Annotated in this window: 21 protein-coding genes and 1 tRNA gene; 16 read left to right on the top strand and 6 right to left on the bottom strand. The window is 62.0% G+C overall.

Features of this window, described 5'->3' with window-relative positions; genetic code table 11:
• Positions 1-142: 142 nt before the first annotated feature.
• From CVM73_RS03540 to CVM73_RS03480, 13 genes are all read left to right on the top strand, one after another.
• A complete protein-coding gene (locus CVM73_RS03540) occupies positions 143-1,519 on the top strand; it encodes a tyrosine-type recombinase/integrase (RefSeq protein WP_146006564.1) in 1,377 nt (458 codons plus the stop codon).
• On the top strand, positions 1,516-2,064 hold the full coding sequence (locus CVM73_RS03535) for a hypothetical protein (RefSeq protein ID WP_100230614.1): 549 nt from the start codon (positions 1,516-1,518) through the stop codon (positions 2,062-2,064). Before CVM73_RS03540 ends, CVM73_RS03535 begins: the two co-directional genes overlap by 4 nt.
• Positions 2,065-2,148: 84 nt before the next feature.
• A complete protein-coding gene (locus CVM73_RS03530) occupies positions 2,149-2,370 on the top strand; it encodes a hypothetical protein (protein WP_100230613.1) in 222 nt (73 codons plus the stop codon).
• A 2-nt stretch (positions 2,371-2,372) separates the two neighbouring features.
• Complete coding sequence (locus tag CVM73_RS03525; protein ID WP_100230612.1) at positions 2,373-2,648, top strand: transcriptional coactivator p15/PC4 family protein; 276 nt, start codon at positions 2,373-2,375, stop codon at positions 2,646-2,648.
• Entirely contained in the window at positions 2,645-3,091 is a 447-nt protein-coding gene (locus CVM73_RS03520; protein WP_245452206.1) for a hypothetical protein, read from the top strand. The genes CVM73_RS03525 and CVM73_RS03520 overlap by 4 nt, the downstream gene beginning before the upstream one ends.
• Positions 3,091-4,308, top strand: coding sequence for an AAA family ATPase (locus CVM73_RS03515; protein WP_245452205.1), 1,218 nt, complete (start codon positions 3,091-3,093; stop codon positions 4,306-4,308). The genes CVM73_RS03520 and CVM73_RS03515 overlap by 1 nt, the downstream gene beginning before the upstream one ends.
• 299 nt (positions 4,309-4,607) lie before the next feature.
• Positions 4,608-4,967, top strand: a complete 360-nt coding sequence (locus tag CVM73_RS03510) for a hypothetical protein (protein ID WP_146006563.1) — start codon at positions 4,608-4,610, stop codon at positions 4,965-4,967.
• Positions 4,968-4,987: 20 nt separating this feature from the next.
• Positions 4,988-5,482 (top strand): hypothetical protein, encoded by a 495-nt coding sequence (locus CVM73_RS03505; protein WP_100230609.1) that lies wholly within the window; start codon positions 4,988-4,990, stop codon positions 5,480-5,482.
• A 17-nt stretch (positions 5,483-5,499) separates the two neighbouring features.
• Positions 5,500-6,015 carry a hypothetical protein gene (locus CVM73_RS03500; RefSeq protein ID WP_100230608.1) on the top strand — a complete coding sequence of 172 codons (516 nt, stop codon included), beginning with the start codon at positions 5,500-5,502 and terminating at the stop codon, positions 6,013-6,015.
• Positions 6,015-6,584 carry a hypothetical protein gene (locus CVM73_RS03495; protein ID WP_100230607.1) on the top strand — a complete coding sequence of 190 codons (570 nt, stop codon included), beginning with the start codon at positions 6,015-6,017 and terminating at the stop codon, positions 6,582-6,584. The genes CVM73_RS03500 and CVM73_RS03495 overlap by 1 nt, the downstream gene beginning before the upstream one ends.
• The gene (locus tag CVM73_RS03490) at positions 6,581-6,775 is read left to right on the top strand and encodes a hypothetical protein (protein ID WP_100230606.1); all 195 of its coding nucleotides are present in this window, start codon (positions 6,581-6,583) and stop codon (positions 6,773-6,775) included. The genes CVM73_RS03495 and CVM73_RS03490 overlap by 4 nt, the downstream gene beginning before the upstream one ends.
• A gap of 150 nt (positions 6,776-6,925) precedes the next feature.
• Positions 6,926-7,231 (top strand): hypothetical protein, encoded by a 306-nt coding sequence (locus CVM73_RS03485; protein WP_208639161.1) that lies wholly within the window; start codon positions 6,926-6,928, stop codon positions 7,229-7,231.
• A complete protein-coding gene (locus CVM73_RS03480) occupies positions 7,228-8,481 on the top strand; it encodes a hypothetical protein (protein WP_100230604.1) in 1,254 nt (417 codons plus the stop codon). Before CVM73_RS03485 ends, CVM73_RS03480 begins: the two co-directional genes overlap by 4 nt.
• A 170-nt stretch (positions 8,482-8,651) precedes the next feature.
• Here CVM73_RS03480 and CVM73_RS03475 read toward each other — a convergent pair whose 3' ends face one another.
• Positions 8,652-9,449: a BRO-N domain-containing protein gene (locus tag CVM73_RS03475; RefSeq protein WP_100230603.1), complete on the bottom strand. Its 798-nt coding sequence runs from the start codon at positions 9,447-9,449 to the stop codon at positions 8,652-8,654.
• A 584-nt stretch (positions 9,450-10,033) separates the two neighbouring features.
• Between CVM73_RS03475 and CVM73_RS39065 the strand changes: the two genes are divergently transcribed.
• Positions 10,034-10,945 carry a hypothetical protein gene (locus CVM73_RS39065; protein WP_146006562.1) on the top strand — a complete coding sequence of 304 codons (912 nt, stop codon included), beginning with the start codon at positions 10,034-10,036 and terminating at the stop codon, positions 10,943-10,945.
• Between the two features lie 503 nt (positions 10,946-11,448).
• On the opposite strand, the gene CVM73_RS39630 is transcribed toward CVM73_RS39065, so the two are convergent.
• Positions 11,449-11,661 (bottom strand): hypothetical protein, encoded by a 213-nt coding sequence (locus tag CVM73_RS39630; RefSeq protein WP_158237535.1) that lies wholly within the window; start codon positions 11,659-11,661, stop codon positions 11,449-11,451.
• A gap of 11 nt (positions 11,662-11,672) precedes the next feature.
• Between CVM73_RS39630 and CVM73_RS03455 the strand changes: the two genes are divergently transcribed.
• Entirely contained in the window at positions 11,673-12,251 is a 579-nt protein-coding gene (locus CVM73_RS03455) for a hypothetical protein (protein WP_100230600.1), read from the top strand.
• Positions 12,252-12,801: 550 nt separating this feature from the next.
• Here CVM73_RS03455 and CVM73_RS03445 read toward each other — a convergent pair.
• Positions 12,802-13,464: a DUF4760 domain-containing protein gene (locus CVM73_RS03445; protein WP_100230598.1), complete on the bottom strand. Its 663-nt coding sequence runs from the start codon at positions 13,462-13,464 to the stop codon at positions 12,802-12,804.
• An 845-nt stretch (positions 13,465-14,309) separates the two neighbouring features.
• Between CVM73_RS03445 and CVM73_RS03430 the strand changes: the two genes are divergently transcribed.
• Positions 14,310-15,878 (top strand): recombinase family protein, encoded by a 1,569-nt coding sequence (locus tag CVM73_RS03430; protein WP_100230595.1) that lies wholly within the window; start codon positions 14,310-14,312, stop codon positions 15,876-15,878.
• 247 nt (positions 15,879-16,125) lie between these two features.
• Here CVM73_RS03430 and CVM73_RS03420 read toward each other — a convergent pair.
• From CVM73_RS03420 to CVM73_RS03410, 3 genes are all read right to left on the bottom strand, one after another.
• Positions 16,126-16,201 (bottom strand) — tRNA-Lys (locus CVM73_RS03420).
• 453 nt (positions 16,202-16,654) lie between these two features.
• The gene (locus CVM73_RS03415; RefSeq protein WP_100230593.1) at positions 16,655-19,324 is read right to left on the bottom strand and encodes a glycosyltransferase; all 2,670 of its coding nucleotides are present in this window, start codon (positions 19,322-19,324) and stop codon (positions 16,655-16,657) included.
• A gap of 216 nt (positions 19,325-19,540) precedes the next feature.
• Positions 19,541-20,134 carry a beta-1-3, beta-1-6-glucan biosynthesis protein gene (locus CVM73_RS03410; RefSeq protein ID WP_100230592.1) on the bottom strand — a complete coding sequence of 198 codons (594 nt, stop codon included), beginning with the start codon at positions 20,132-20,134 and terminating at the stop codon, positions 19,541-19,543.
• Positions 20,135-20,345 lie beyond the last annotated feature (211 nt).

Raw genomic sequence — 20,345 nt, 5'->3', positions numbered from 1 at the left:
GAGAGTCGCTTTCCCGTGTCTGCACAGAAAACAGCAAGAAAATCAGTGATTTTGACGCCTGCCTCTTGATCTTTCGATCAGGTCGGTTGAGGCTCGCATCAGGTTCGATGTGCAGACATACTGCAGACACAGAGGGCGGGCAATGCCGAACATCAGCGAAAGGATCGTCGCCGATCTGGCGCCGAAGCTCGACAGCCGTGGGAAGCCGCGACCGAGCACGCTGCATTACTTCAGCGGGGCGACGCTGCAGGGCAAGAAAGCGCCGGCGGGCTTCGCTGTACGCGTCACTGCTGCGGGCACCAAAGCGTTTGTCTTGTTTCACCGGAAGGGTGGAAAGGGCTATCTCGAGACGCTCGGACGTTGGGACGCTAATGCCCAGGGTGGAAGCCTGACCGTCCGGGACGCGATCGTGAAGGCCGACAAACTGGTCAAGGACCTCGCCAGGGGCAACCGGGAGGACCCGAGGCCCGAGCGCACCAGGCGGATGGAGGACGGTGACAATCCCGAGGGCCTGAAGATCGGCGGAGCGTTCGATCCGGACGCGGATCCGTCCGATCGCGAGCAAAAGCACCCGGGCTTGCTCGACATGTTTGTCGACCGGTACTGCCGCAAGGAAGCGAAGCTGAAAAGCGCGGATCAGTACGCGAGCACGTTCCGACGCCTCGTTGCGCCTGATATCGGAGATTTGCCCGTGTTCGGTGAGGGACGCCTCCGACGCTCGCATATCGTGGACATGCTCGACGCGATCGAGGACGAAAGCGGGCCGGTCATGGCCGATCGGACGCTGGCTTACCTCCGCAAGGCATTCAATTGGTTCCAGGCCCGCGAGGAGGATTTCACAAACCCGATCGTGAAGGGGATCCGACAGGTCGGCACAAACTCGCGAGACCGTATCCTCAGTGACGAGGAATTACGCGACCTTTGGGCGGGACTGAGTACCGTCGAGGACGTGCCGGATTGCTACCCACGCTTCGTCAAGTCGCTGCTTCTGACGACTACCCGACGTACGGAGGCCGCGCTGATGCACTCCAGCGAGATCGACGGCGCCGACTGGACGATCCCGGCCGACCGCTACAAGACCGGTATTGACCATCTGATCCCAATGAGCGAGGCGGCGCGGGCACTGCTCGGCGAGAAACCCGCCGGCGCCAAAGGCAATTCGTGGTTCATCTTCACGACGACCGATGGCGCCAAAGGCTTCAGTGGCTTCAGCAAAGCGAAGCGCGAGCTCGACAAGACGATCGCGAAAATCCGATCGGAGGCCGGCCGCGAGCCCATGCCCCATTGGGTTCTGCACGACCTCCGACGCACGGGCCGTTCGCTGATGTCCCGTGCCGGCGTTCCTGCTGATCATGCCGAGCGCTGCCTGGGGCACGTGATCGGCGGCGTCCGTGGTGTTTACGATCGTTACGCCTACCTCGATGAGAAGCGCGCCGCGTTCGAGAAGCTGGCCGACCTCTTGGCGCTCATTCTCAGCCCGCAGCCGAACGCCACGGAATTGAGGGGCGCAAAGCCATGAGCAATAGTGATGAGGATCTGGCTGCATCGCTGAAGCGCGACGGTTATTTGCTCGAGCCAGGACCTTCACCGAGGTCGGACGCTGAGAAGATGGCCGACGAGTCCGCGGCTATCCGCCTGCTATCCGGCTACGATGTGGACCTTGGAAGGAACGTCGACAGCCCGAGCCACTTCAGCGCCGATGAGAACGAGATGCGGGCCGCGCTGGCACGCACTATTCGAGATCAGATGAAGGGCATTTCTGCAGAGCTCCTGGCGCTCGCAATCGATCCTTTTACCCCGTCGCCGTGGCCAACGATGCGGCCGACGGCGAAAGTCTATTTCATGCGCCAGGGCAGGCCATCGTCGCTGATCCTTGAGAGGCAGGTCGTGGACTATATCCGCCAGCTTCGCGCACGCAGCGAGAAGCCACAGGGTCAAAAATTCTACATTCAGTCCGCGATTGCAGAATTCAAGAAACGAGGCGTGACCCTCGGCAAGAGTAGGGTGCACGCGATCTGGACTGCCTATGAGCGGATGATCGAGGAAGACAATTCCAAGAAATAGGCCGGATATTCTGGACGGCCTTTTACTGCAAACGGCACGGCGTTCGCTCAACCTCCATGCAACTGCAACGCATGGACAGCGAAGATGCACGAGACGCAGAATGACTACCTCACCCGCAAGGCGCTAGCGAAGAAGCTAGGCGAGCAGGTCCGCGGCAAACCCTATAACGAACGCACGCTGATCGATTGGGAGCGGGACGGCAAGGGGCCGCCGGTCACGCGCGTCGGTCGTGATGTCACCTATTACTGGCCGAGCGTTGAACGCTGGCTGCGGTCGCAAGAGCGCACGCCTAGCCAGGCGGCCTGATCATGGGAGCCCGCAAGCCTGAATTGGCCGAGCCGGTCGTTGTCGACCAGTTTTGGGCCAACCGCCGTCACGACGCGATTGTCGTCGACCTCTCCACCTACCAGGGCCACAACTTGGTCAACGTGCGCAAGCACGCGATGGATCGCGACGGTAAGCTCAAGCCAACCCCGAAGGGCATCGCCATCAAGGTCACCCGGCTGCCCGATCTCGCCAAGGCCATCAACAAGGCTGTGGAAAAGGCGCGGGAGCTTGGCCTGCTCGATGGGGACGACGAATGAGCAGCGTCCCCGAATTCGAAGAGCTTTGCCGCGATTACGTCGGTTGGTGGCAGGGCGGCATCTTGGAGAAAGCCGCCGCCGTCGACTGCGTTCAGCATCACGCCGAGCTGTGGAGCATCGTTGCCGAGATCGGCCAGGACGAAGTCCAGGCGATCATGTCGGCCGCCTTCGCTCCGCCACAGGAACGGCCCTCGGAATATGCCTCGCAGCTTCTGATGCAGTGGGAGCTTGCCGATCCGCGGGACCGCTGGCGTTGGACCGGTGAGTTGCCGCCGGCGCCGGAAGTGATGCCGATCGCGAAGCCAGCCTATCGCCCGGCGCAATCCACCGTGGACGCCTTCCACTTCGTCCTGCGCGCGGGCGACCCGGAGCGGCTTGCAACGTGGCTCCGCAATCATCCGGACGATGCACCGGCCCTGCTCGAGATCCTGGAGGCAGCGTGATGCTGAAAATTCCAAATCGAGAGATGGGCCTGAGTGTGTTCGAGGACCTTGGCCTGCGAAGCAGCTTCCAATCCACGGAAGACGATGGCCGGCCGCTTGTCGACTCCTTCGACGCGTTCGGCGGTCGGACTATCGAACCCGAAGCACAGACAGCAGAGCCAGCCAGGGCCGCATATGCCGCAATCACGCCGGCGGTATGGAAAGGCATCGAGCAGGAGCAACAGCGCTGGCTGGCCTCCGCGCGCGTTCCGAGCGGCGATTTGACGATCATGTCGGGGAACGGGGGCAGCGGGAAAACCGAGATCATCACCCAGCTCCTGGTTTACGTCGCTGCCGGGCTGCCGGACTGGCTCGGTTGCACGATCGAAGGCGGCCCGGCGTTTTTCCTGAGCTGTGAGGAGCCGGAGCATAACATCCGTGACCGCGTGGAGCGCATCTGCAAGCACCGCTGCCTCGATCCCTACAATCTGCCCAGCCTGCACATGGTGTTCCCAGACCTGGAGAGCACGTGGCTGGTGCACGCCAACAAGGACGGTCGCCTGTCGCGCGCGCCGCTGTTGGACTGGCTGGAGGCCTGGATCATCGAGCACAAGCCGCGCCTGGTCGTGATCGACAACGTAGCCGCGGTTTTCGATGGCGAGGCAATCGCCCGCCGGCAGGTTCGCGCTTTCCTCGCAATGCTGCGCAAGATCGCGCGCGAGCATGACACAGCGATCGTGCTGCTCGACCACCCCTCGGTGCGCGGCATGGCCGACGGCAGCGGCACCGCCAATTCCGTCGACTGGCGCAACTCGGTGCGCTCGATGATGCATCTCAGCGACCCCGACAAGGACGACCAGGACGTCCGAACGCTCACGGTCACCAAATCGAACTACGGCCGCACCGGCGAGAAGGTGACCCTTCGCTGGGGCGGATTGACCTTCACGACCGCGATGGTCGGCGAGGCGTCGCCCTACCGCGTGGCGGCCGATCGGGACGTAGAGGAGCTGTTTCTGCGCCTGCTCGACAAGCGCAATGCACAGGGACGAAGGGTCAACCCTCATTCGGCAAAGGGCAGCGCTCCATCGGAGTTTGCAAGCGACCCCGAAGCCGGCGGCGTCACCGCAGAAGCCTTCCGGCGCGCCATGGAGCGCCTATTTACCCGCGGAGCGATCAGGACGGTCGAGACGGGCCCAGGCAGCAAGCGCCGTCAGCATGTCGAGAGGGGGCTCGGTTGACCTTCCAACACCCCTACCAACGCTCCTCTGCGCCTTCCAACACCCCTGCCAACTTGGGTGCCAACACCTATTCCAACATCTTCCAACACCCATTCCAACGCCTGTTCTCCAACCCCCCATACCCCCCAGCGTTGGAAGCGCCCAACGCCGCCTGTGGGGCGGCTAGGCGCTCCCGCCGCTTTGGAAGGGAAGGGCAGAGGGGAGCTCGTTTGACCCATGTGCGACGTAACCGCGAGATGCTGGCTTGCGACGTTGCATTATGCCCGGGCCCGGCTGACGACGTAACCGTTACGATCGCGATGTCCGCCGACATATTGCAGACACCGTTGCTTGCGGGTCAGCAGTGCATTGAAAAAGCGCTTGTTTGTGCCGTCGACTCCGTGACTGAAAATCACGGGGAAGGGATTTCGCGCGCGGGTGCCAACTCAGTCTTTCACTCTGTTGAAGCAGACCACGTGCGCGCGAGCGTGCCGATCACCGGCGAAATAGCTGAGCTCGCCGAAAAGGCCGGCTTGCCAAGCAAAAAGACCGGGGGTGGGTGGGGGTGGGGGCAAATCCAAACCCCGCGTGCTTTTTTGAAGGTCCCCGGTCTTTTTCGCGGCCTGCCCCAAAAATTCCGGTCCACCTCGTCGATCATCGTTATCGGGGGAAAACCGTGACCCCGAAGAAAGCGACATCCATGGCCGAGCTGGTCGAGGCCTTGCGTCAGCGGCGTGATGACCTGGACGTGAGCAACGAGACGATCGACGCGATCGCCGGCTTTCCGGAGCGCTACACCTCGAAGCTGCTGGCCCCGCGCGCGCCGCGGAATCTGTCCTACAACTCGCTGGGGCTGATCCTTGGCGCGCTCGGGGTTGCGCTGCAGGTGGTCGAGGACGAAGAGCAGATCAAGCGCGTGAAGGGGCGCTGGCAAAAGCGGAAGCCACAGGGGCCGCGGTACAAATCTCCGTTGTGCGTAGAAGATCGCGAGCATGTGCCGCAAACTGCCTTCAACTTCGAAAACCAAGAGAGCGTCCATGTCGATGGTGCAGGTCGGGGCGAAAGTCCCCTCGGAATTGAAGGACCAGATCGCAGCCCTGGCGGCGAAGGATCGGCGGAAGCCATCCGATTGGATGCGCCTTCGCCTGGAGGAAGCAGTGGCGAAGAGCCGCGGCGCCGAAGCGCCTGCGACTGAAGCGGCCTGAGGTGATCATGCTTGGGCAGAAGTCGGAGACCGGTTCAGAGACAGTTGGTGCGAAGCTCGCCGGCGCCATCGAGGTGCTCGCCGCGCTGGAGACCGAGCAAGCGGATCTCGCTTTGGCGGCGGTGCAGCGCCAGTTCGGGGCTGCTGAGAAGCTGACCGCGCATCGCGCCAAGGTGGCCGCTGCGAAGACCGCGGTGGAGGAGCTGCAGGCCGCTCAGGTCCGCGCTCAGGAGCTCGAGCGGATGGGGGCGTCGGCTCGCGTGATCGAGCTGCGCAATTCCGATGTCGACGACCTGCTCGTCGGTATCAGCGCGATTGACTGCTGCGAAGGCTGCTCAGCGAACGAATGCGTAATAGGCCCCGGGGTAGGTCGGTGCTGCCATCCGAACAAAGGTGGCTTGCCGGTGGCGTTCACGAACGATGAGACGTTGCGCCGCTTTCAGCAGGCCGCGCGCGCGGAAATCGTGGCCCTTGAGCGGGGTGACGTCGACGACGAAGACGACAGCGAAGAGGAGATAGCGTGATGCCCAGCAACGACGGTTCCGGCTCAGCCACGGTCGGCGAACTGCTGTTCGCGCAGCACGAGGCCGCAAATGCGGCCGCCTCGGCAGCTCTTGCGAAGGAGGCGCCTCCTGATCTGGTGATACCGACGGATGTCGGCGAGGCCGAGGCGCGGCTGAGTGCGGTGAAGGCCGATCCGAAGTGGCGAGATGAATATCTCGCGGGCAACCCGCGCCATGCCAAAGAGCTGCGCGAGCTGCAGGCGGCCGTCGACAAGGCGAAGAATACGCGGGTCGAGATGGCCGTTGCGGGCCAGTTGTTCGACGGAATTCAGCCGAGCGGCCATCTCGCAGCGGTTGGCGGCGCGCAGTACCTGAAGAACATCGGCCTGGGCGAAGCTGAGGTGCGGCAGGGCATAACGGGCGCCGCTGTCACCCCAGAAGAGCACGCGGCCGCGGTCGCGACAAAGGCACGGCTGCTCGAGGATCCCGACTTCGTCGCGAAATACATGAGCGGCGATGCTGAGGCCCGGCGCACTGTCACCCGGCTTAACATCATCGTCAGCGCGGGCCCCGTCAGGAGCGCAGCATGATTTCGCCGGCGGGGGCCGCGCTCGGAAGCACTCTTGGCCTGGGGGACAACCTTGCTGCCCAGGTGAAGGACGAAACCGAGGAAGTGCGGCGCAAGCGCATAGTAGCGGCGAAGACCGCGGGGTTCAGTCCGGCCGGCCAAGCGCTCGCGATCGATTTCGGCACGATGAGCGTGCCTGGTGCAGTGGCGTAGAGCGTAACGATCCCCGTAAGGGCAAGATCGACAAGGCGACGTTCGGGTCCCCGCGAGGGCAAGACCCCAATAATCGGGCCCCCGCCAAGGACAAGGCCGCAGAATTTCGAGCTCCAACGGCTCTGCGAAGCAGCCGGTGTCATCTGCGGCATGGCCGGGACCGCGGGGAGAAAAATCCCGGCCCGCTACTGGACGCAAGGAAAGTCGATGATCTTCCGTTCTATCGCTACCACTGGGCTGCTGATCGCGGGATTTGCGCCGGCATTGGCCGACGAACCTATCGTTCTTGGCCTCACGCCGGCGGAAGCCGTCGCGATCGTCCGCGCTATGGATCGATGGCCGATCAGTGAGCGCACGCCGCCCGGCTTCTTCGAGGTGCAGATCAAGATCGGTCGCGCGCTGGACCAAAATCCAAACCGTCGTGAGGAAGTCAAAGAATTGGAGCGCTCGCGATGAAACTCTTCGCCCGTTTTGCGCTGACGCTCGCGTTGGCCGCAGGCATTTCCTCCGCATCTGCCCAGCAGTTCAACACCATCCGCGACCAATCGGTGATCGGGCGCATCGGCTCCGGCAGCGGGTCGGGCCCCTCGCAGGCGATCACGTTCGATCAGCTCGCCGGACAGCTTGCGCTAAAGGGCTCGGTTTCCGCTCCGCTTGCGCGAGTGGCAAGTGCGACCGTGGCGTCGGCCGGAAGCTGCGCCGCCAACGGCGACTATACGGCCACTACGACTAGCGGCGCCGGAACGCAGGCAACCATTTCAGTTCATGCCACGGGCGGCCAGGTCACGTCGGTCAACTCGGTCGTCTCGCCCGGCGCCTGGTATCAAAACCCGCCATCGCCGAATGCGGTAACTATCGCGGGCTGCAACGGCGTCACATTGAATTTGACGTTCACCGGCGCCACTTCCGGCAACGCAATCGTCATCGGCGCAACACAGGGCACGCTTGCCGACGCAGGCGCGCCCCCGGCCTTGACAACGACCTCGATCAGCGCCGCTGCACCACTCGCAGGTGGCGGCACGCTTGCGAGCTCGCGCACGATCGGGTTGGCCGCCGGGACCCTCGACACCGTCCTCGGCTATTGGAATTCGACCACCGCGTCGGCGAGCGCGATACCCAATTGCAGCGGTGCGCTGACCTACTCGACGACCACGCACGCGATCGGTTGCAACGCCGGCGCGGGCACCGGCAACGTCGTCGTCTCGGGCACACCGTCTGCTAATCAGCTAGCGCAATGGACGAGCTCGACGCAGATCCAAGGTGTTGGTTTCGGTACTCTGCAGCTCACGAGCACTCATCAAAGCGCAACCCCTGTGAACCCGGGCGGCACGGCCAGTACGACGGGCGTGATGATTGGCATCGGAGCAACTTGCAAGGTCACACCGGCAACGACCGGCCGCGTCAGGTTCACCATCATTGGGAACGTCACGAATAACAACGCATCCAAGTTAACAACGATACAGGGTCGCTACGGGACGGGGTCGGCACCGAGCGGCGGCGCAGCGCTGACGGGAACACTATTCGATAACGGGCGCTCATACACGACCACGGTGGCTGGAAGCCCACTATCCGCCTTCATTGTCGAGGGGATCATCAGCGGCCTCTCGACTGGCGTGCAGGTCTGGTACGACGCGTCGGTCGCGACCAACGATTCCGGCACGACATCTTCGATATCGAGCATCCAGTGCCTGGCACAGGAGTTCTGAGCGCCGAAAGGGCGTCGTACCCACGTCGCCGGCCCCGCTCCATCGCAATGCTTCTAGCGGCCAGGAAACCGGCATGCTGCTTGAGGCGACGTATCTGGGGTGAGGAAGCCCTGGCCAAGCGCGGAAAAGGCAACCCGCCGAGCTTTCGCCGGGCGGGTCGTAAAAGAACCCTAACTCGCAGCCCTGAACTTCGGAGGCTTGCGGGCTGAGCCAATCTTCGGCCGGTGTGGCGGTAGCAGCTTCGGCAGATGCGGGAGAGCGGCGGGATCCCGAGTTCTGAAGTATTCCTCTGAATGTTTCGGTATCCAGACCTTGTCGACGAACTCGATATAAAGCGGCAGCATCGAGTTCGGATATTGCCGCGCCTCGCCCTCCCATTCGGGGGTGGTGTGCTGATAGTAGCTGATGTTGCCACACAGATCGGGATGCTTCTCCTTCAGCCAGTCGGAGAATCGACGGCCCACAGCGGTGTCAGGCCTGATTTCCTTGCCGTCAGGGGCCCGATCGGCCATCACATACCCGATCTGCTCCAGGCGACCCCAAAGCCGGACCGTCAGCTCGTTGATGACGGAGAAATATCCGCTGTTCACCCGGTCCCAATTCGCATTGTAACGACGGATAAAGGCCGGGACCTTGCTGCCGTAGCCACCCGTTTTGCGGATGGATGGCAGTACCTCGGATGTCACCCACTTCTTGAAACGCTTTGCTTCCGGCTTGTTCGATCGGAGGATGATCGAGTACAGGCCCGACTCGTTGATAATTACACGCTTTTGGCTTCTGCCGATGGTATCGGTAAAACCGAGAACATCTTTTTCATCATCATCAAGGCGAGACGCGGCGTCGCTTGGATTGGCAATTTCAAGCTTTGCGCAAACCTCGTTCAGGACGAACCAAGGCTCGCCGTCTCGATTGATGACGCTAAATTTCTCGTGCTGTTCGTATTCAAAAACCTGCATTGCGTATTGCATCGTAGTCGCATCTCCAGTGATTTGCGACCCTGGCGCTCTGGACATTTTGTCCTGTAGATGTACAACGACTCTTGTTAGGGGGAGTCGGAGCACGGTTCGCGCCGAGGTCTAGGCTTCAACATGAAGGGCAGCTTCCGGTGAGACGGGGCTGCCTTTCGGCTTTAGTGCTCAGTGACTGATCTGAAAGCAGTTACCGGACCGTTCCTCAGGCCCCTTTCGAATCAGCGCGAGCACATGACGATCATTGGACACCCGGGTGCCAACTCGACGCAACGCACAACGTAGGCACTTCGGGAGTTACGAACAGGCACATGCCCGTAATTTGTGCGAATCTTTGTCTATCTTGGCTCACTTCCGGCAAATGTCACGCGCCCGCAACATCCGGGCATTGCCGGGGGCGGCTTACGCCTCACGCCCCGTACGAGCCGAACTCACCTTGCAAAGTTCGGGCTGGTTGACCGGCCCGATTGAGGCTGGCGCCGGCGAGCCTGACAAGTCATCGGATTGACAACCGATCGCCCTTGCTCTGCCCCGACTCAGGCGCGCCCTTCCGCAGCGCAATTCTGCGCTCAGCGGAGGGTTCGATGGGTTTGAAATTCCCGCAAGAATTCATGTCTCGCTTGGAAGCCGGCTTTTCACTCGCGGCTGCCGTTACTGGAAGATTTACGCCAGATCGAAAGAGGCGCCGCGGCTCTGGTAGTCGGGAGGGGTTCGAAGCGCATTGCCGCGAATTCCCAGAGTGGGGCCAGCGCGCTAAGGAGCTCGTCGCGCGAAACGCCGTGTTGGCCCAAAACCGCAAGAGTGAGCTGCTGACGCGAACCTACTGTAGGCGTGGTCATCTGCTGGCGGGTGACAACATCGGGATAAAGCCTGTCAATGGTGTGCCTTATCGACGTTGCAAGCTTTGCCATCGGTGGCGAGAAACGTTCGCTCCTACTCCAATGACGCCGCGGCAAGAGCGGCGAGTGATTGAAGCCGCTGAGGCGGGCCTGACAATCAATCAGATAACACGCGGGACTCCTTCCCGACCTGCGATCTGCAGCTTCAACACCCTCAAGTTTAGGCGGATTGCCAATCCGGAGTTGGACCGGCTCATCATTGCGAACGCGAGAAATCCCTTGGCACGTAGTCAGTTGATGCGCTTCCGGATCGTGCCGGCGAACGCTCAGTTCTTCAATCTGGCGGAAACTCGCGCCGAGATCCCACCGTTCGAAATGCAGCCTGGCGATTACGATTGGATATTATCTCTCATCAGCTACGCCTATGACTATCAGATGCGGATGGACATAGCGCAGGACGTCCTAGAAGCCTTGGTACGGCGCGCGATAGGCCGTGAGCAGGTTTCTGGTCGAATAGTCGACTTCATCAGCCGGCACCGGCGCACCGTGGGCAACCCTCTCCACGATGAGGGCCTAGATGCCACCCTAAAGCCCGGCGGGAAGAAGACGTGGGTTGATGTGATTTCCCTGGAGCAGTGGAAGGCAGGGCGGGACTAAAGCGCGCCACGGCGCCCCCGGAAGGGGTTGGGATTTTAATTGCCCGGTAACCGCAAATCAGGGAAGCTGTCCGCTGGGCCTTAGAACCCGGACCTTGAGAAGGCGAACCTCGCTTGGCGGCGGGATCGACCTGCGCGACGAGCCTTGGCGGGCTCTGAGCGCGATGGCTGCACCTTGGCGGGTGCGCCGACCTGGCTGTGACCTATCACGGCCGGGGTGGCGTAGCAATGCCGAGGGCCGCCAAGCCCGCGGCTGATGTCCAAGGGGAAACCCCAAAGGCTGCGCCGCGAGTCCTCAAGGCTCGTTCTAAGACCCCGGCTTTGCCGTCCGTCACGGCAAGCGGCCCTTAGAAGCCAAACCTTGAGAGCACCACCATGACCATCGATAGACCCACGTTTCCGCCGCGAGCGGAGTCCGTGGATTCGTTTTCAGTCCGACCCACTATCCGACAGCGGCGACGCGCAAGCCCCCTCCGCGACCTCGCCAGACTCAGGAAAGAGGCGTCAGCTCAGATCGAGCGGCTGCTCGCCTTCCTCGACCGCACCGAACCGGATCCTGACCTGGAGCCATCGCTTGGCAGCCTCGGAGAGCATCATACCGACCAAAGGCGATGGGCAGCCGGTGATCGGCGCGACCTTGAGCAAGACCCCGCCGAATCTGGCGTCGGTGATCTTGACGGCTTGCTCGAGCAGGTTGGCTCGCAGGACTGGCAGCAAGGGGGAATGACATGAGCAACGTCATCGCTTTTCCCCGCGGCGGCTGCGTCTTGCGGCCGTCAAATGTCACTCCGATCGAGGTCCGCGTCGAGCGTGGCCGCCGGCGGACCGGTCCGAATATGCATACCTTCGTTTTCCGCAGCTATGAGCTCATCCTAGCCTCTTCCGAGGCGGATCTGGTCCGCGATGTCCGCTTCGACCTTGAGAAGGCTCAGACCAAACTCAAGACTATCCAGCAGCAACTGGAGCGGGACCGGGAGCACGCCGCCGCGCGCGCCGATCTCCTGAGTAGAGCGGAGGCTAGGCTAAGCGCTGCGATCGCCGCGGCCCATATCCCTGTGGATGTTTCCCACCGAATGCCAGCGGACGAGGCCTCGGCAACGAACCGCCAACGCGCAAGCCGCCGCCGCAATCCTCTTCGGCATCCGTGTCACAGCGTCGACCATGCCGTCACAGTGATCGGCATGCTGTTGCGGAGAGATCCTTTGCCAGAAGGTATCGACGGCCGAGCCATCATCCGAAAGGGCGCAGCTGCAGCTCGACACCTTGCTGAAGAACTGGAGCGGGTTGATCGGGGGGCAACCACATGAAGCGCCTCCGACTGCACAGAAAGCGCGACCGGCAGCAGCTGATGCCCCACCGCCGGCGGCTCGAGCGATAGGAATGAGGCCCGCCGGTTCGCGCTGACGGGCCTATCCATATTGGTCTATGTGACCGGTTGATTTCGCCCAGCGGTTGCGATTGGATACAGGGCGTTTCGTCCTTGGGGGAACAGTTTAATGCGCGTTGTCGTGATCTTGGCACTTGGCTTGTCTTTGGGCGGGTGCCTCACCGGCGAACAACTCATTGCGGAACGTAATGCCAAAGACGATCAGAAATGCCAGGGCTATGGGGCCCGGCCTGGCACTGATGCCTACGTTAATTGTCGCGCTCAATTGGACAGCGCGCGTACAACGGCAAGGGCCATTGACAACGCGACCCCGGCTCAAACGACAGTAGTTGTGCGATCTCCTGATGTGCCGACACCTATGCCCTCCACAGTCCCGGGACAGCGCTGTACGTCGCGCGGTCCATTTTGCTGAGCAGCAAAGATCGTCGCGTTCATCTAGGCTTGGTCGGGCCGGTTGATGCTGGCGGGCCCTATTTTATTTGTCCGGACGGCGTGTCGACCGGGGTTTGTTGGCCTCCTGCTGGGGCTGCTGGCGTTATTGGGCCAGGGACTACGATGGCAGGCGGCTGCTTTTTCCTCTGGCGAAGCGCCCAGCCATCCAGCTTTTTCTTCCAGCGCTTGTTGAGATCCAACATTGCGATGTACGCGGAAAGGTCGTCCGGATCCGATCGGCTGAAGTCGATGATTTCAGCTGCATCTTTGCAATGCCCGACGAGGGCACCCGACCAGTAGTTGTAGGCAACTTTCTCGTCAAAGACCTTGTTGTGGATTCCAACTGCGATGAGTTCATGGATATTCAAGCAGGCGTGTACTGTTTTGTATTCGGGGCTCTTGACGATTTCCTTGAGCGTCTTTCCTCCCCTGATTTCCTTGCTCACTGCCTCCACGTGATCATCGAAGGATTGGAACAGCTTAACAATCGAGCTGTCCACTTCGGTCTTTAAAAAGAAATCTATAGTCGCGCGTCTGCGCGCGATGCTCCTTGTTACGTGAATGGAATAAAACGCGATGCACCCTGCGATTATGCCGACTAGCGGCGTAATCAATGGCGCGTACGGCAAGAGCTTCCTCGCCGCGAAGTGGACAGCGTCGTACGCTGCCCAACCCCACAACGCGATCGCTTGACCGCCCATTGAACCCTGGCCTCAGTATCGCGGCGTTCTATGCCCTGTGGCTCCCGTGTAAGGGTTTATGTTGCCGCTCGTGCCGAAGTTGTCCCGCTGGGTCCCATTAGGATTGGTCGCAACGTAAGGCGCCACATAGGTGCCATTGCTACGAGTGTAGCCCGATGAGGTGTGTGTGCTCGGATTGGATCCGGTGCCGCTCAGATACTGCGCCTGGGCGGCAGTTGCGGTGAGTACAAACGCGATTGCAAAAGCGATGATCTTCATTTCCCAGCCTTTCCCCAATTGGTTTTATGAAACGCCTGATGCAACCACGGCTTATCCGCGGAGTCGAGTCCGACGAAGGAATGCCGGACAATCGTACCAGCCTTCGGTTGTTACCGACAAATTACCATCGCCGTCGAAGCGGCGCCGGCGAGAGTCAGATTATCAATCCATTGGGCCACGGAACCCGAGCAAGCCACAGGAGCTCGTGGATGTGAAAGAGTTGGACGAGTCGAATCAAGAAGATTTTTGATATACCGAATTTCGCTTGCTCCGTCGGGCAAAACAGGAGTTTATAGGGCGCTGGCTCAACCAAAAGAGGACCAGCGCAATGGCCGACGAAGTCGAGACTTCCGATCTGTCCAAGATCGCCAAGCTCAACGGAGACTTCAAACGGAACTACGGCCCGCTACTCGGTGCCTTTCTATATCTCCGTTCGATCAGCGCCGCTCGCGGCCGGTCCTGGTTTTGGTCTGGCTTCGCTTCAATCATAGGTTCACTTCTGCTTGGGTGGCTCGCGAAGTATGGTCCGTCTTGGTTTTCGGGTTGGTTGGGCTAGGCTGGACGTGGCCCAACGATAGGGGCGTTCCATGGGAACTGCGCTCACTGTCCAGAATGCCAGATTGCTCCGACGACGCGAAACTGAGCTCCGGGCGGCGCAATACATCCGAATGTCGACAGATCGACAACAATACTCGATCGCAAATCAGATGGCTTTGATCGCGAGCTACGCAGCCGAGCATCGGCTCGAGATCGTGCGCACGTATCTCGATGAGGGCATTAGCGGGCTGAGGATTAATAATCGCAAGGGGCTTATCGATCTGCTCAACGACGTGCAATCGGGAGCCGCTGACTTCGCCAACGTCCTTGTGCGCGACGTCAGCCGCTGGGGACGGTTCCAGGACACGGATGAAAGCGCCTACTATGAGTTCATCTGCAAATTGGCCGGCGTGAAGGTGATCTATTGCGCTGAAATCTTTGAGAACGATGGAAGCCCGATGTCTGGCCTCTGGAAAAGCATGAAGCGCCTGATGGCGGCCGAGGACAGCCGCGACAAGTCGGCAAAGGTCTTTGCGGGACATTGCCGGATCGTCGGGCTCGGCTATAGGGTCGGTGGTCGGCCGGGCTTTGCACTGCGCAGAGAACTGATCGACGCAACGGGCAAATCGAGGGGCTTTCTCCAGCCTGGCGAGCAGAAGGCATTGCACACCGACAGAGTGTTGCTACGGGCGGGGTCCAACGATGAGATCGCGACTGTGCGATGGATATTCGAGAGCTTCGTTGGCGGGAAAGGGGAAACCGACATCGCTCACGAGCTGAACGCAAGGGGCACAATCAACCATCGCGGCGTCCCGTGGAATCTCCAGATGATCGGCCGCATCCTTCGCAACGAAAACTACATCGGCAACGCCGTCTATTATCGGACGTCGAGCTACCTGCGGCAGCGTCGCGTCATCAACGGAAAGGCCAAGTGGATCCGAAAAGAGGGCGCCCTTGAACCAATTGTACCTCGCAACTTGTTCGATGACGCTCAGCGGATTATCGATCGTCGAGTGCGACAGCATCTGTCGTCCGATATGTTGCTCAAGAAGTTGCGCGTTCTCCAGCTCCGGCTAGGTACTTTGTCAGCCGATGCGATCAATCGGGCCAAAGGGGTACCCTGCGCCTCGATATATGAACGCCGTTTCGGCAGTCTTCGCAAAGCGTATGCGGCAATCGGTTTTGCTCCTCCGGGAGACTACAGCTATATCGATACGCATGGCGAACGCGTGAGCCTGATGCAGCAACTCGCCGCGGGAATTGGTGCTGGCGTGCCTAGCGTGGGCTCCGATCTCATTGCTGAGAGAGCGGGAGGCTGCTTGGCCGTGAAGGATGGGTCCTTCATATCATTGCGCGTCGTCCGATGCTGGCAGCATCCCCAACGGCACTGTCAGGTCTGGACGCTACGACGTAGCTCCAAGCAGCGTCCGGGTATCGCCGTTGTGGTCAGGCTGGATGAGCAGAATAAGGAGCCTCTCGACTACATCCTGACGTCGAGAGACCGCATTCCGGAGCGGCCGCTGATAATGACCGAGGCGGTCGTGAGGAAACGTTATCGAAACAGGTTTAGGCGCTCCACCGACTTGATCCGCGCGTTGAAGCGCCGACTGAACCGCTAGGTTAGGGGGCGAGCTACTGCCTGTCGTGGGTGGAGAGCTCATCCCGGCGGCTTCTGCCGGCGCTGCCGCCAGCCTGCGATCAGCATGGCAGCGACCGCCGCCAGCGTCACCATCAATCCGATGAGCTCAGTCTCCGGCGTGCCGCCGTCGATGCCGAGGCCCCAATCGGCAATCGGTTTGCAGACACGCTGCAGACACGCAGCAAATTCGAAGTTTGATATGCCCGCTGTAAGTACTTGATCCGGTTTGGTGAGCGCGCTGGGGCTCGAACCCAGGACCCCGTGATTAAAAGTCACGTGCTCTACCGGCTGAGCTACGCGCTCCCATGGCCGCTGATGGCTTTGACGAGATCGCCATCGTCGTCGGACATTCGAGAAGCATGTCTTGCCGCTGCGCTTAAGCTTGCGTCGCGGGGAAAAACCGGCTGTTTCCGGATCATGCCTTCGGCCCGCGCTGTGTAGGGGGAGTGGCTGCTGAGGTCAATAGTGCGGGTGGTTGCTGAAACTCGCGGCAGGAGCGGGGATTTGCTCGACGTCTCTACGGCTTAGGTCGGGATTTTCAAGCCGATTGGCGGCCGTCATCCACGCCGAACTGCTGGGGAGGGCGCCGGACGAGCTCGGCCTGCATGTTTCGCCCGGCGATGCGTAGCATCGTCCGGAGACGCCCGCTTTGACGGGCTCCTCACCATGAGGGTCTGACAATCTCGCCGCAGACGCGACCTCATCCCGAGGACCCGCCGCAGGCGGGCGTCTCGAAGGATGGCGAGCTACAGCTGGTCAGTTCGCCTCCCGCCGCACCTCGCTCGGCACCGGCTGCGGCGTTCCCGCCGGGGTCGGCAGGGCGACCGGGCGCAGGCCGATCAGCTCGGCGGTGCGGATCGCGCTGTCGCGCCAGAACTGGAACGAGTTGATGCGGCTGAGCTCGAGGATCGCGATGGCGACGGCGGCGAGGAACGGCAGGCTTTGCAGCACCAGGACGCCGGCGAAGATGTAGATCTCGGTGATCTGGCGGAAGCTGTTGGAGGCGATCAGGACGCCGGCGCCGATCACCAGCAGCGTGCCGATCACGGCCTCCCAGAATGCCTGGAACTCGATCGACATCCGCGACAGGCCGCCCTTGGAGGTGCGGGCGAAGGCGATGTGCTCGGTGATCAGGCCCTGCGCCACCGCGCGCGAGACCGTCCACTGCACGCTCATCGCCGCGATCATGGCGCCCAGCATCTGGCCGGGCCTGATCGCGACGCGGGCGCGGTACATCGACAGGAAGTGCGCCAGCGAGACGACGAAGGCGCCGATGATCGGCAGCGTCAGGATCTTGTCGGGGATGGCGATGTCGGCGAAGGCGACGATCGGCACCCAGACGAGGTTGAGCAGCGCCACGACGACGCCGAGGCTTTCGGCGCCCAGCCAGTTCAGCCAGCCGAGGCCGTATTCGCGCTTCTGGTCGGGCGTCAGCCGGCTCTTGCCGGGCAGGAAGTTGCGCCAGTGCTTCTTGACGATCTGGAGGCCGCCATAGGCCCAGCGGTGACGCTGCTTCTTGAAGGCTTCGTAGGTGTCGGGGAGCAGGCCCTGGCCGTAGCGGTAGCGGGTGTAGTGGGTGGTCCAGCCGAGCTGCTGAATCGATAGGCCGAGATCGGAGTCCTCGCAGATCGTGTCGGACGACCAGCCGCCGGCCATGTCCATCGCGGCGCGGCGGATCAGGCACATCGTGCCGTGCACGATGATGGCGTTGGCCTCGTTGCGCTGGACCATGCCGATGTCGAAGAAGCCGGCATATTCGCCGTTCATGATGTAGTGCATGATCGACAGATCGCCGTCACGATGCTCCTGCGGCGCCTGCACGAGGCCGACCCGCGGGTCGGCAAAGGCCGGCACGAGGTCCTTCAGCCAGTCGGGATCGACGACATAGTCGGCATCGAGGATGCCGATGATCTCGGCATCCGCCGCAGTGCGGTCCATGGCAATCCGGAGAGCGCCGGCCTTGAAACCCTGCACCTTCTCGGCGTTGATGAACTTGAAGCGTTCACCGAGCGCGCGGCAATGGTCCTGGATCGGCTGCCAGAAGGCGGGGTCGGGCGTGTTGTTGATGATGACCACGCATTCGTAGTTCGGATAGTTCAGCCGCGACAGCGCATCGAGCGTCTGCTTGAGCATGTCGACCGGCTCGAAATAGGCCGGGATATGGATCGAGACCTTGGGGCAGTAATTCTCGGGCACGCTCTCGACCGGCTTGTTCTTGGTGATCAGGCGCTGCGGCGGCCTGCCGAAGGCGACCGCGGCGATCTCGTCGATGCGCGCCATCGCGATCAGGACCAGCGGAACAAGGAGGATCATGCCGAGCGTCAGCGCGAAGGCCGAGCCGAAGATGAAATAATGTCCGTTCCAGAACGCGAACACGGTCGCGGCCCAGGCGCCGACGCCGTTGGCGGTTGCCGACAGCAGGAAGGCCTGTCTCGCGGTCGCTTTTTCAATCCGCAGGATCGGCAGTGACAGCAGGATGCCGACCAGCAGCGCGATGCCCATCAGCTTCCAATAGTCGGGATTCTCCACCGGGCCGGTCCAGGCGAATTTCGGCTCGCGGCTGGCGTTGAGGATGCCCCAATACGGACCGACGCCGCCTTCGAAGAACTTCCAGGGCTGATCGATGGCCTCGACGATGTTGTATTCCATGCCGATGGCTTCGGCGCGGGTGACGAAGTTGCGCAGGATCAGCGCCTGCTGGAACGGACCCGGGTCGGCGTTGCGCAAATTGTAGCCCTGGCTCGGCCAGCCGAACTCGGCGATCACGATGCGCTTGCCGGGGAACAGGTTGCGCAGCAGGTTGTAGCGGTCGACGGCCTGATCGACCGCCTGGTCCGAGCGGAAGTTCTCCCAGTAGGGCAGCACGTGCGCGGCGATGAAATCGACGTTGGAGGCAAGGTCCGGATTGTCGCGCCAGATGTTCCAGATCTCGCCGGTGGTGACGGGCACGCGGACCGAGCCCTTCACCTTCTTGATCATGTCGATGAGGTCTTCGACCTTCTGCTCGCCGCGGTAGATCACCTCGTTGCCGACGACGACGCCGACGACGTTGCTGTTCTTGCGGGCAAGCTCGATGGCGGCCTTGATCTCGCGCTCGTTGCGATCCTTGTCCTTGTCGATCCAGGCGCCGACGGTGACCTTGAGGCCGAACTCGGCCGCGATCGGCGGCACCAGTTCCACGCCGCCCGTGGACGAATAGAGGCGGATCGCGCGCGTCATGGTCGACAGCGTCTTCAGGTCGGCGCGGATTTTCTCGACCGTCGGGATGTTGTCGATGTCGGGGTGGGCCGAGCCTTCGAACGGCGCGTAGGAGACGCTGGGCAAGAGGCCCTTGAAATCAGGCGCGGGTTCCTTGTCGCGCAAGACCCCCCACAGCCCTGCATGAAGCGCAGACACGAGCAACAGAACGGCGGCGACAACGCGCATCGCGGCTAAACCAAAAGGGGCTGAGGTGGCAGGGAAGCGGATCCGACCCCGAGATCCGACCGAGTCCGCGGCAAAGGGAGCATACCTCTGCCGCGCGGTTTCACAACTGTCATGGCCTCATGTCCTTATGAGGGCATGGCCTTTTCGAACGACGCGCGGCAGTGCCAACCGCGTCTATGGCCGATCGTTCCTGAACGACAGCTGAAACGATCGCGGCTATTTCGAGGGCGCAGGGGATGGGCTCGCCGCAGGCGAGGGGCTTGCGGCCGGCTGCGGTGCCGGCGCATTGCCTGCTGCCGGTGCCGCCGGCTGGGAAGCCGCGGCCGACGCCTGCTGCGGCTGGGCGGCCGGATTGATCCAGCACGCGTGCACGCGGCTATCCAGGGTCTCAGCCACCTTGGGATCGATCTGGCCGCCGAATCGGGTCAGGCAGCGGAAGGCGGCCTGGATGTGGCCGCCGGGACAGCCGAAGCGGTCGTAGAGGTCGAGATGGCGGAACGCGGTATCGAGGTCGTCGCGCCACATCAGCCGGACCACGCGGCGGCCGAGCCAGACGCATTCGGGGTTGCCGGCCGGGCCGTTGATGACCTGGGCCGCTTCGGCGAATTCGTCGGTGCGGCGCTGGTTCTGGGCGGCATCCTTGGCGGCGTCGGCGGGCTGGGCGGCCGCCTTGCCCTGGTCAGGGGCCGGTGTGCCGCTCTGGGCGGAGGCACCACCAACACCCATCAGGACGAGCAAGGAAGAGACGGCCAAGGTGGCGGCGAACTGCCGCAGGACCGCATTTCGTGACTCGAACACCCGTTGCCGCATGAATTCCCCAATGTATCCGCTGGCCGTCCGCGTCAGGATCCCGCGGACGCGCCGGTGATGGCGTCCAAATGGGTCTCCAATGCGGCGGAAAAGTCTTTCGGAGTCCATGACCTGTATTTCGAATTTTGTCCAGCAAAGTCACAATCCTAGAGCACGATCGAACGGCCGCAGCCAGATTCCTTTGGGGGGAGGAGCGGATCCGCAGAGTGGA

This window comes from Bradyrhizobium forestalis, assembly GCF_002795245.1.
GTDB classification, from domain to species: Bacteria; Pseudomonadota; Alphaproteobacteria; order Rhizobiales; family Xanthobacteraceae; genus Bradyrhizobium; species Bradyrhizobium forestalis.
Note: the sequence above shows the minus strand (reverse complement) of the source record. Positions and strands in the feature narration are given on the sequence as shown.

Excerpts from the sequence above, each read along its gene's own strand:
- CVM73_RS03495 (WP_100230607.1), top strand. The coding sequence starts at position 6,015 with ATGCCCAGCAACGACGGTTCCGGCTCAGCCACGGTCGGCGAACTGCTG.
- CVM73_RS03410 (WP_100230592.1), bottom strand. The coding sequence starts at position 20,134 with ATGCGGCAACGGGTGTTCGAGTCACGAAATGCGGTCCTGCGGCAGTTC.
- CVM73_RS03530 (WP_100230613.1), top strand. The coding sequence starts at position 2,149 with ATGCACGAGACGCAGAATGACTACCTCACCCGCAAGGCGCTAGCGAAG.
- CVM73_RS03485 (WP_208639161.1), top strand. The coding sequence starts at position 6,926 with ATGGCCGGGACCGCGGGGAGAAAAATCCCGGCCCGCTACTGGACGCAA.
- CVM73_RS03445 (WP_100230598.1), bottom strand. The coding sequence starts at position 13,464 with ATGGGCGGTCAAGCGATCGCGTTGTGGGGTTGGGCAGCGTACGACGCT.
- CVM73_RS03515 (WP_245452205.1), top strand. The coding sequence starts at position 3,091 with ATGCTGAAAATTCCAAATCGAGAGATGGGCCTGAGTGTGTTCGAGGAC.
- CVM73_RS03500 (WP_100230608.1), top strand. The coding sequence starts at position 5,500 with ATGCTTGGGCAGAAGTCGGAGACCGGTTCAGAGACAGTTGGTGCGAAG.
- CVM73_RS03510 (WP_146006563.1), top strand. The coding sequence starts at position 4,608 with ATGTCCGCCGACATATTGCAGACACCGTTGCTTGCGGGTCAGCAGTGC.
- CVM73_RS03490 (WP_100230606.1), top strand. The coding sequence starts at position 6,581 with ATGATTTCGCCGGCGGGGGCCGCGCTCGGAAGCACTCTTGGCCTGGGG.
- CVM73_RS03535 (WP_100230614.1), top strand. The coding sequence starts at position 1,516 with ATGAGCAATAGTGATGAGGATCTGGCTGCATCGCTGAAGCGCGACGGT.
- CVM73_RS03505 (WP_100230609.1), top strand. The coding sequence starts at position 4,988 with ATGGCCGAGCTGGTCGAGGCCTTGCGTCAGCGGCGTGATGACCTGGAC.
- CVM73_RS03480 (WP_100230604.1), top strand. The coding sequence starts at position 7,228 with ATGAAACTCTTCGCCCGTTTTGCGCTGACGCTCGCGTTGGCCGCAGGC.
- CVM73_RS03415 (WP_100230593.1), bottom strand. The coding sequence starts at position 19,324 with ATGCGCGTTGTCGCCGCCGTTCTGTTGCTCGTGTCTGCGCTTCATGCA.
- CVM73_RS03455 (WP_100230600.1), top strand. The coding sequence starts at position 11,673 with ATGAGCAACGTCATCGCTTTTCCCCGCGGCGGCTGCGTCTTGCGGCCG.
- CVM73_RS03525 (WP_100230612.1), top strand. The coding sequence starts at position 2,373 with ATGGGAGCCCGCAAGCCTGAATTGGCCGAGCCGGTCGTTGTCGACCAG.
- CVM73_RS39065 (WP_146006562.1), top strand. The coding sequence starts at position 10,034 with ATGGGTTTGAAATTCCCGCAAGAATTCATGTCTCGCTTGGAAGCCGGC.
- CVM73_RS03430 (WP_100230595.1), top strand. The coding sequence starts at position 14,310 with ATGGGAACTGCGCTCACTGTCCAGAATGCCAGATTGCTCCGACGACGC.
- CVM73_RS03520 (WP_245452206.1), top strand. The coding sequence starts at position 2,645 with ATGAGCAGCGTCCCCGAATTCGAAGAGCTTTGCCGCGATTACGTCGGT.
- CVM73_RS03475 (WP_100230603.1), bottom strand. The coding sequence starts at position 9,449 with ATGCAATACGCAATGCAGGTTTTTGAATACGAACAGCACGAGAAATTT.
- CVM73_RS03540 (WP_146006564.1), top strand. The coding sequence starts at position 143 with ATGCCGAACATCAGCGAAAGGATCGTCGCCGATCTGGCGCCGAAGCTC.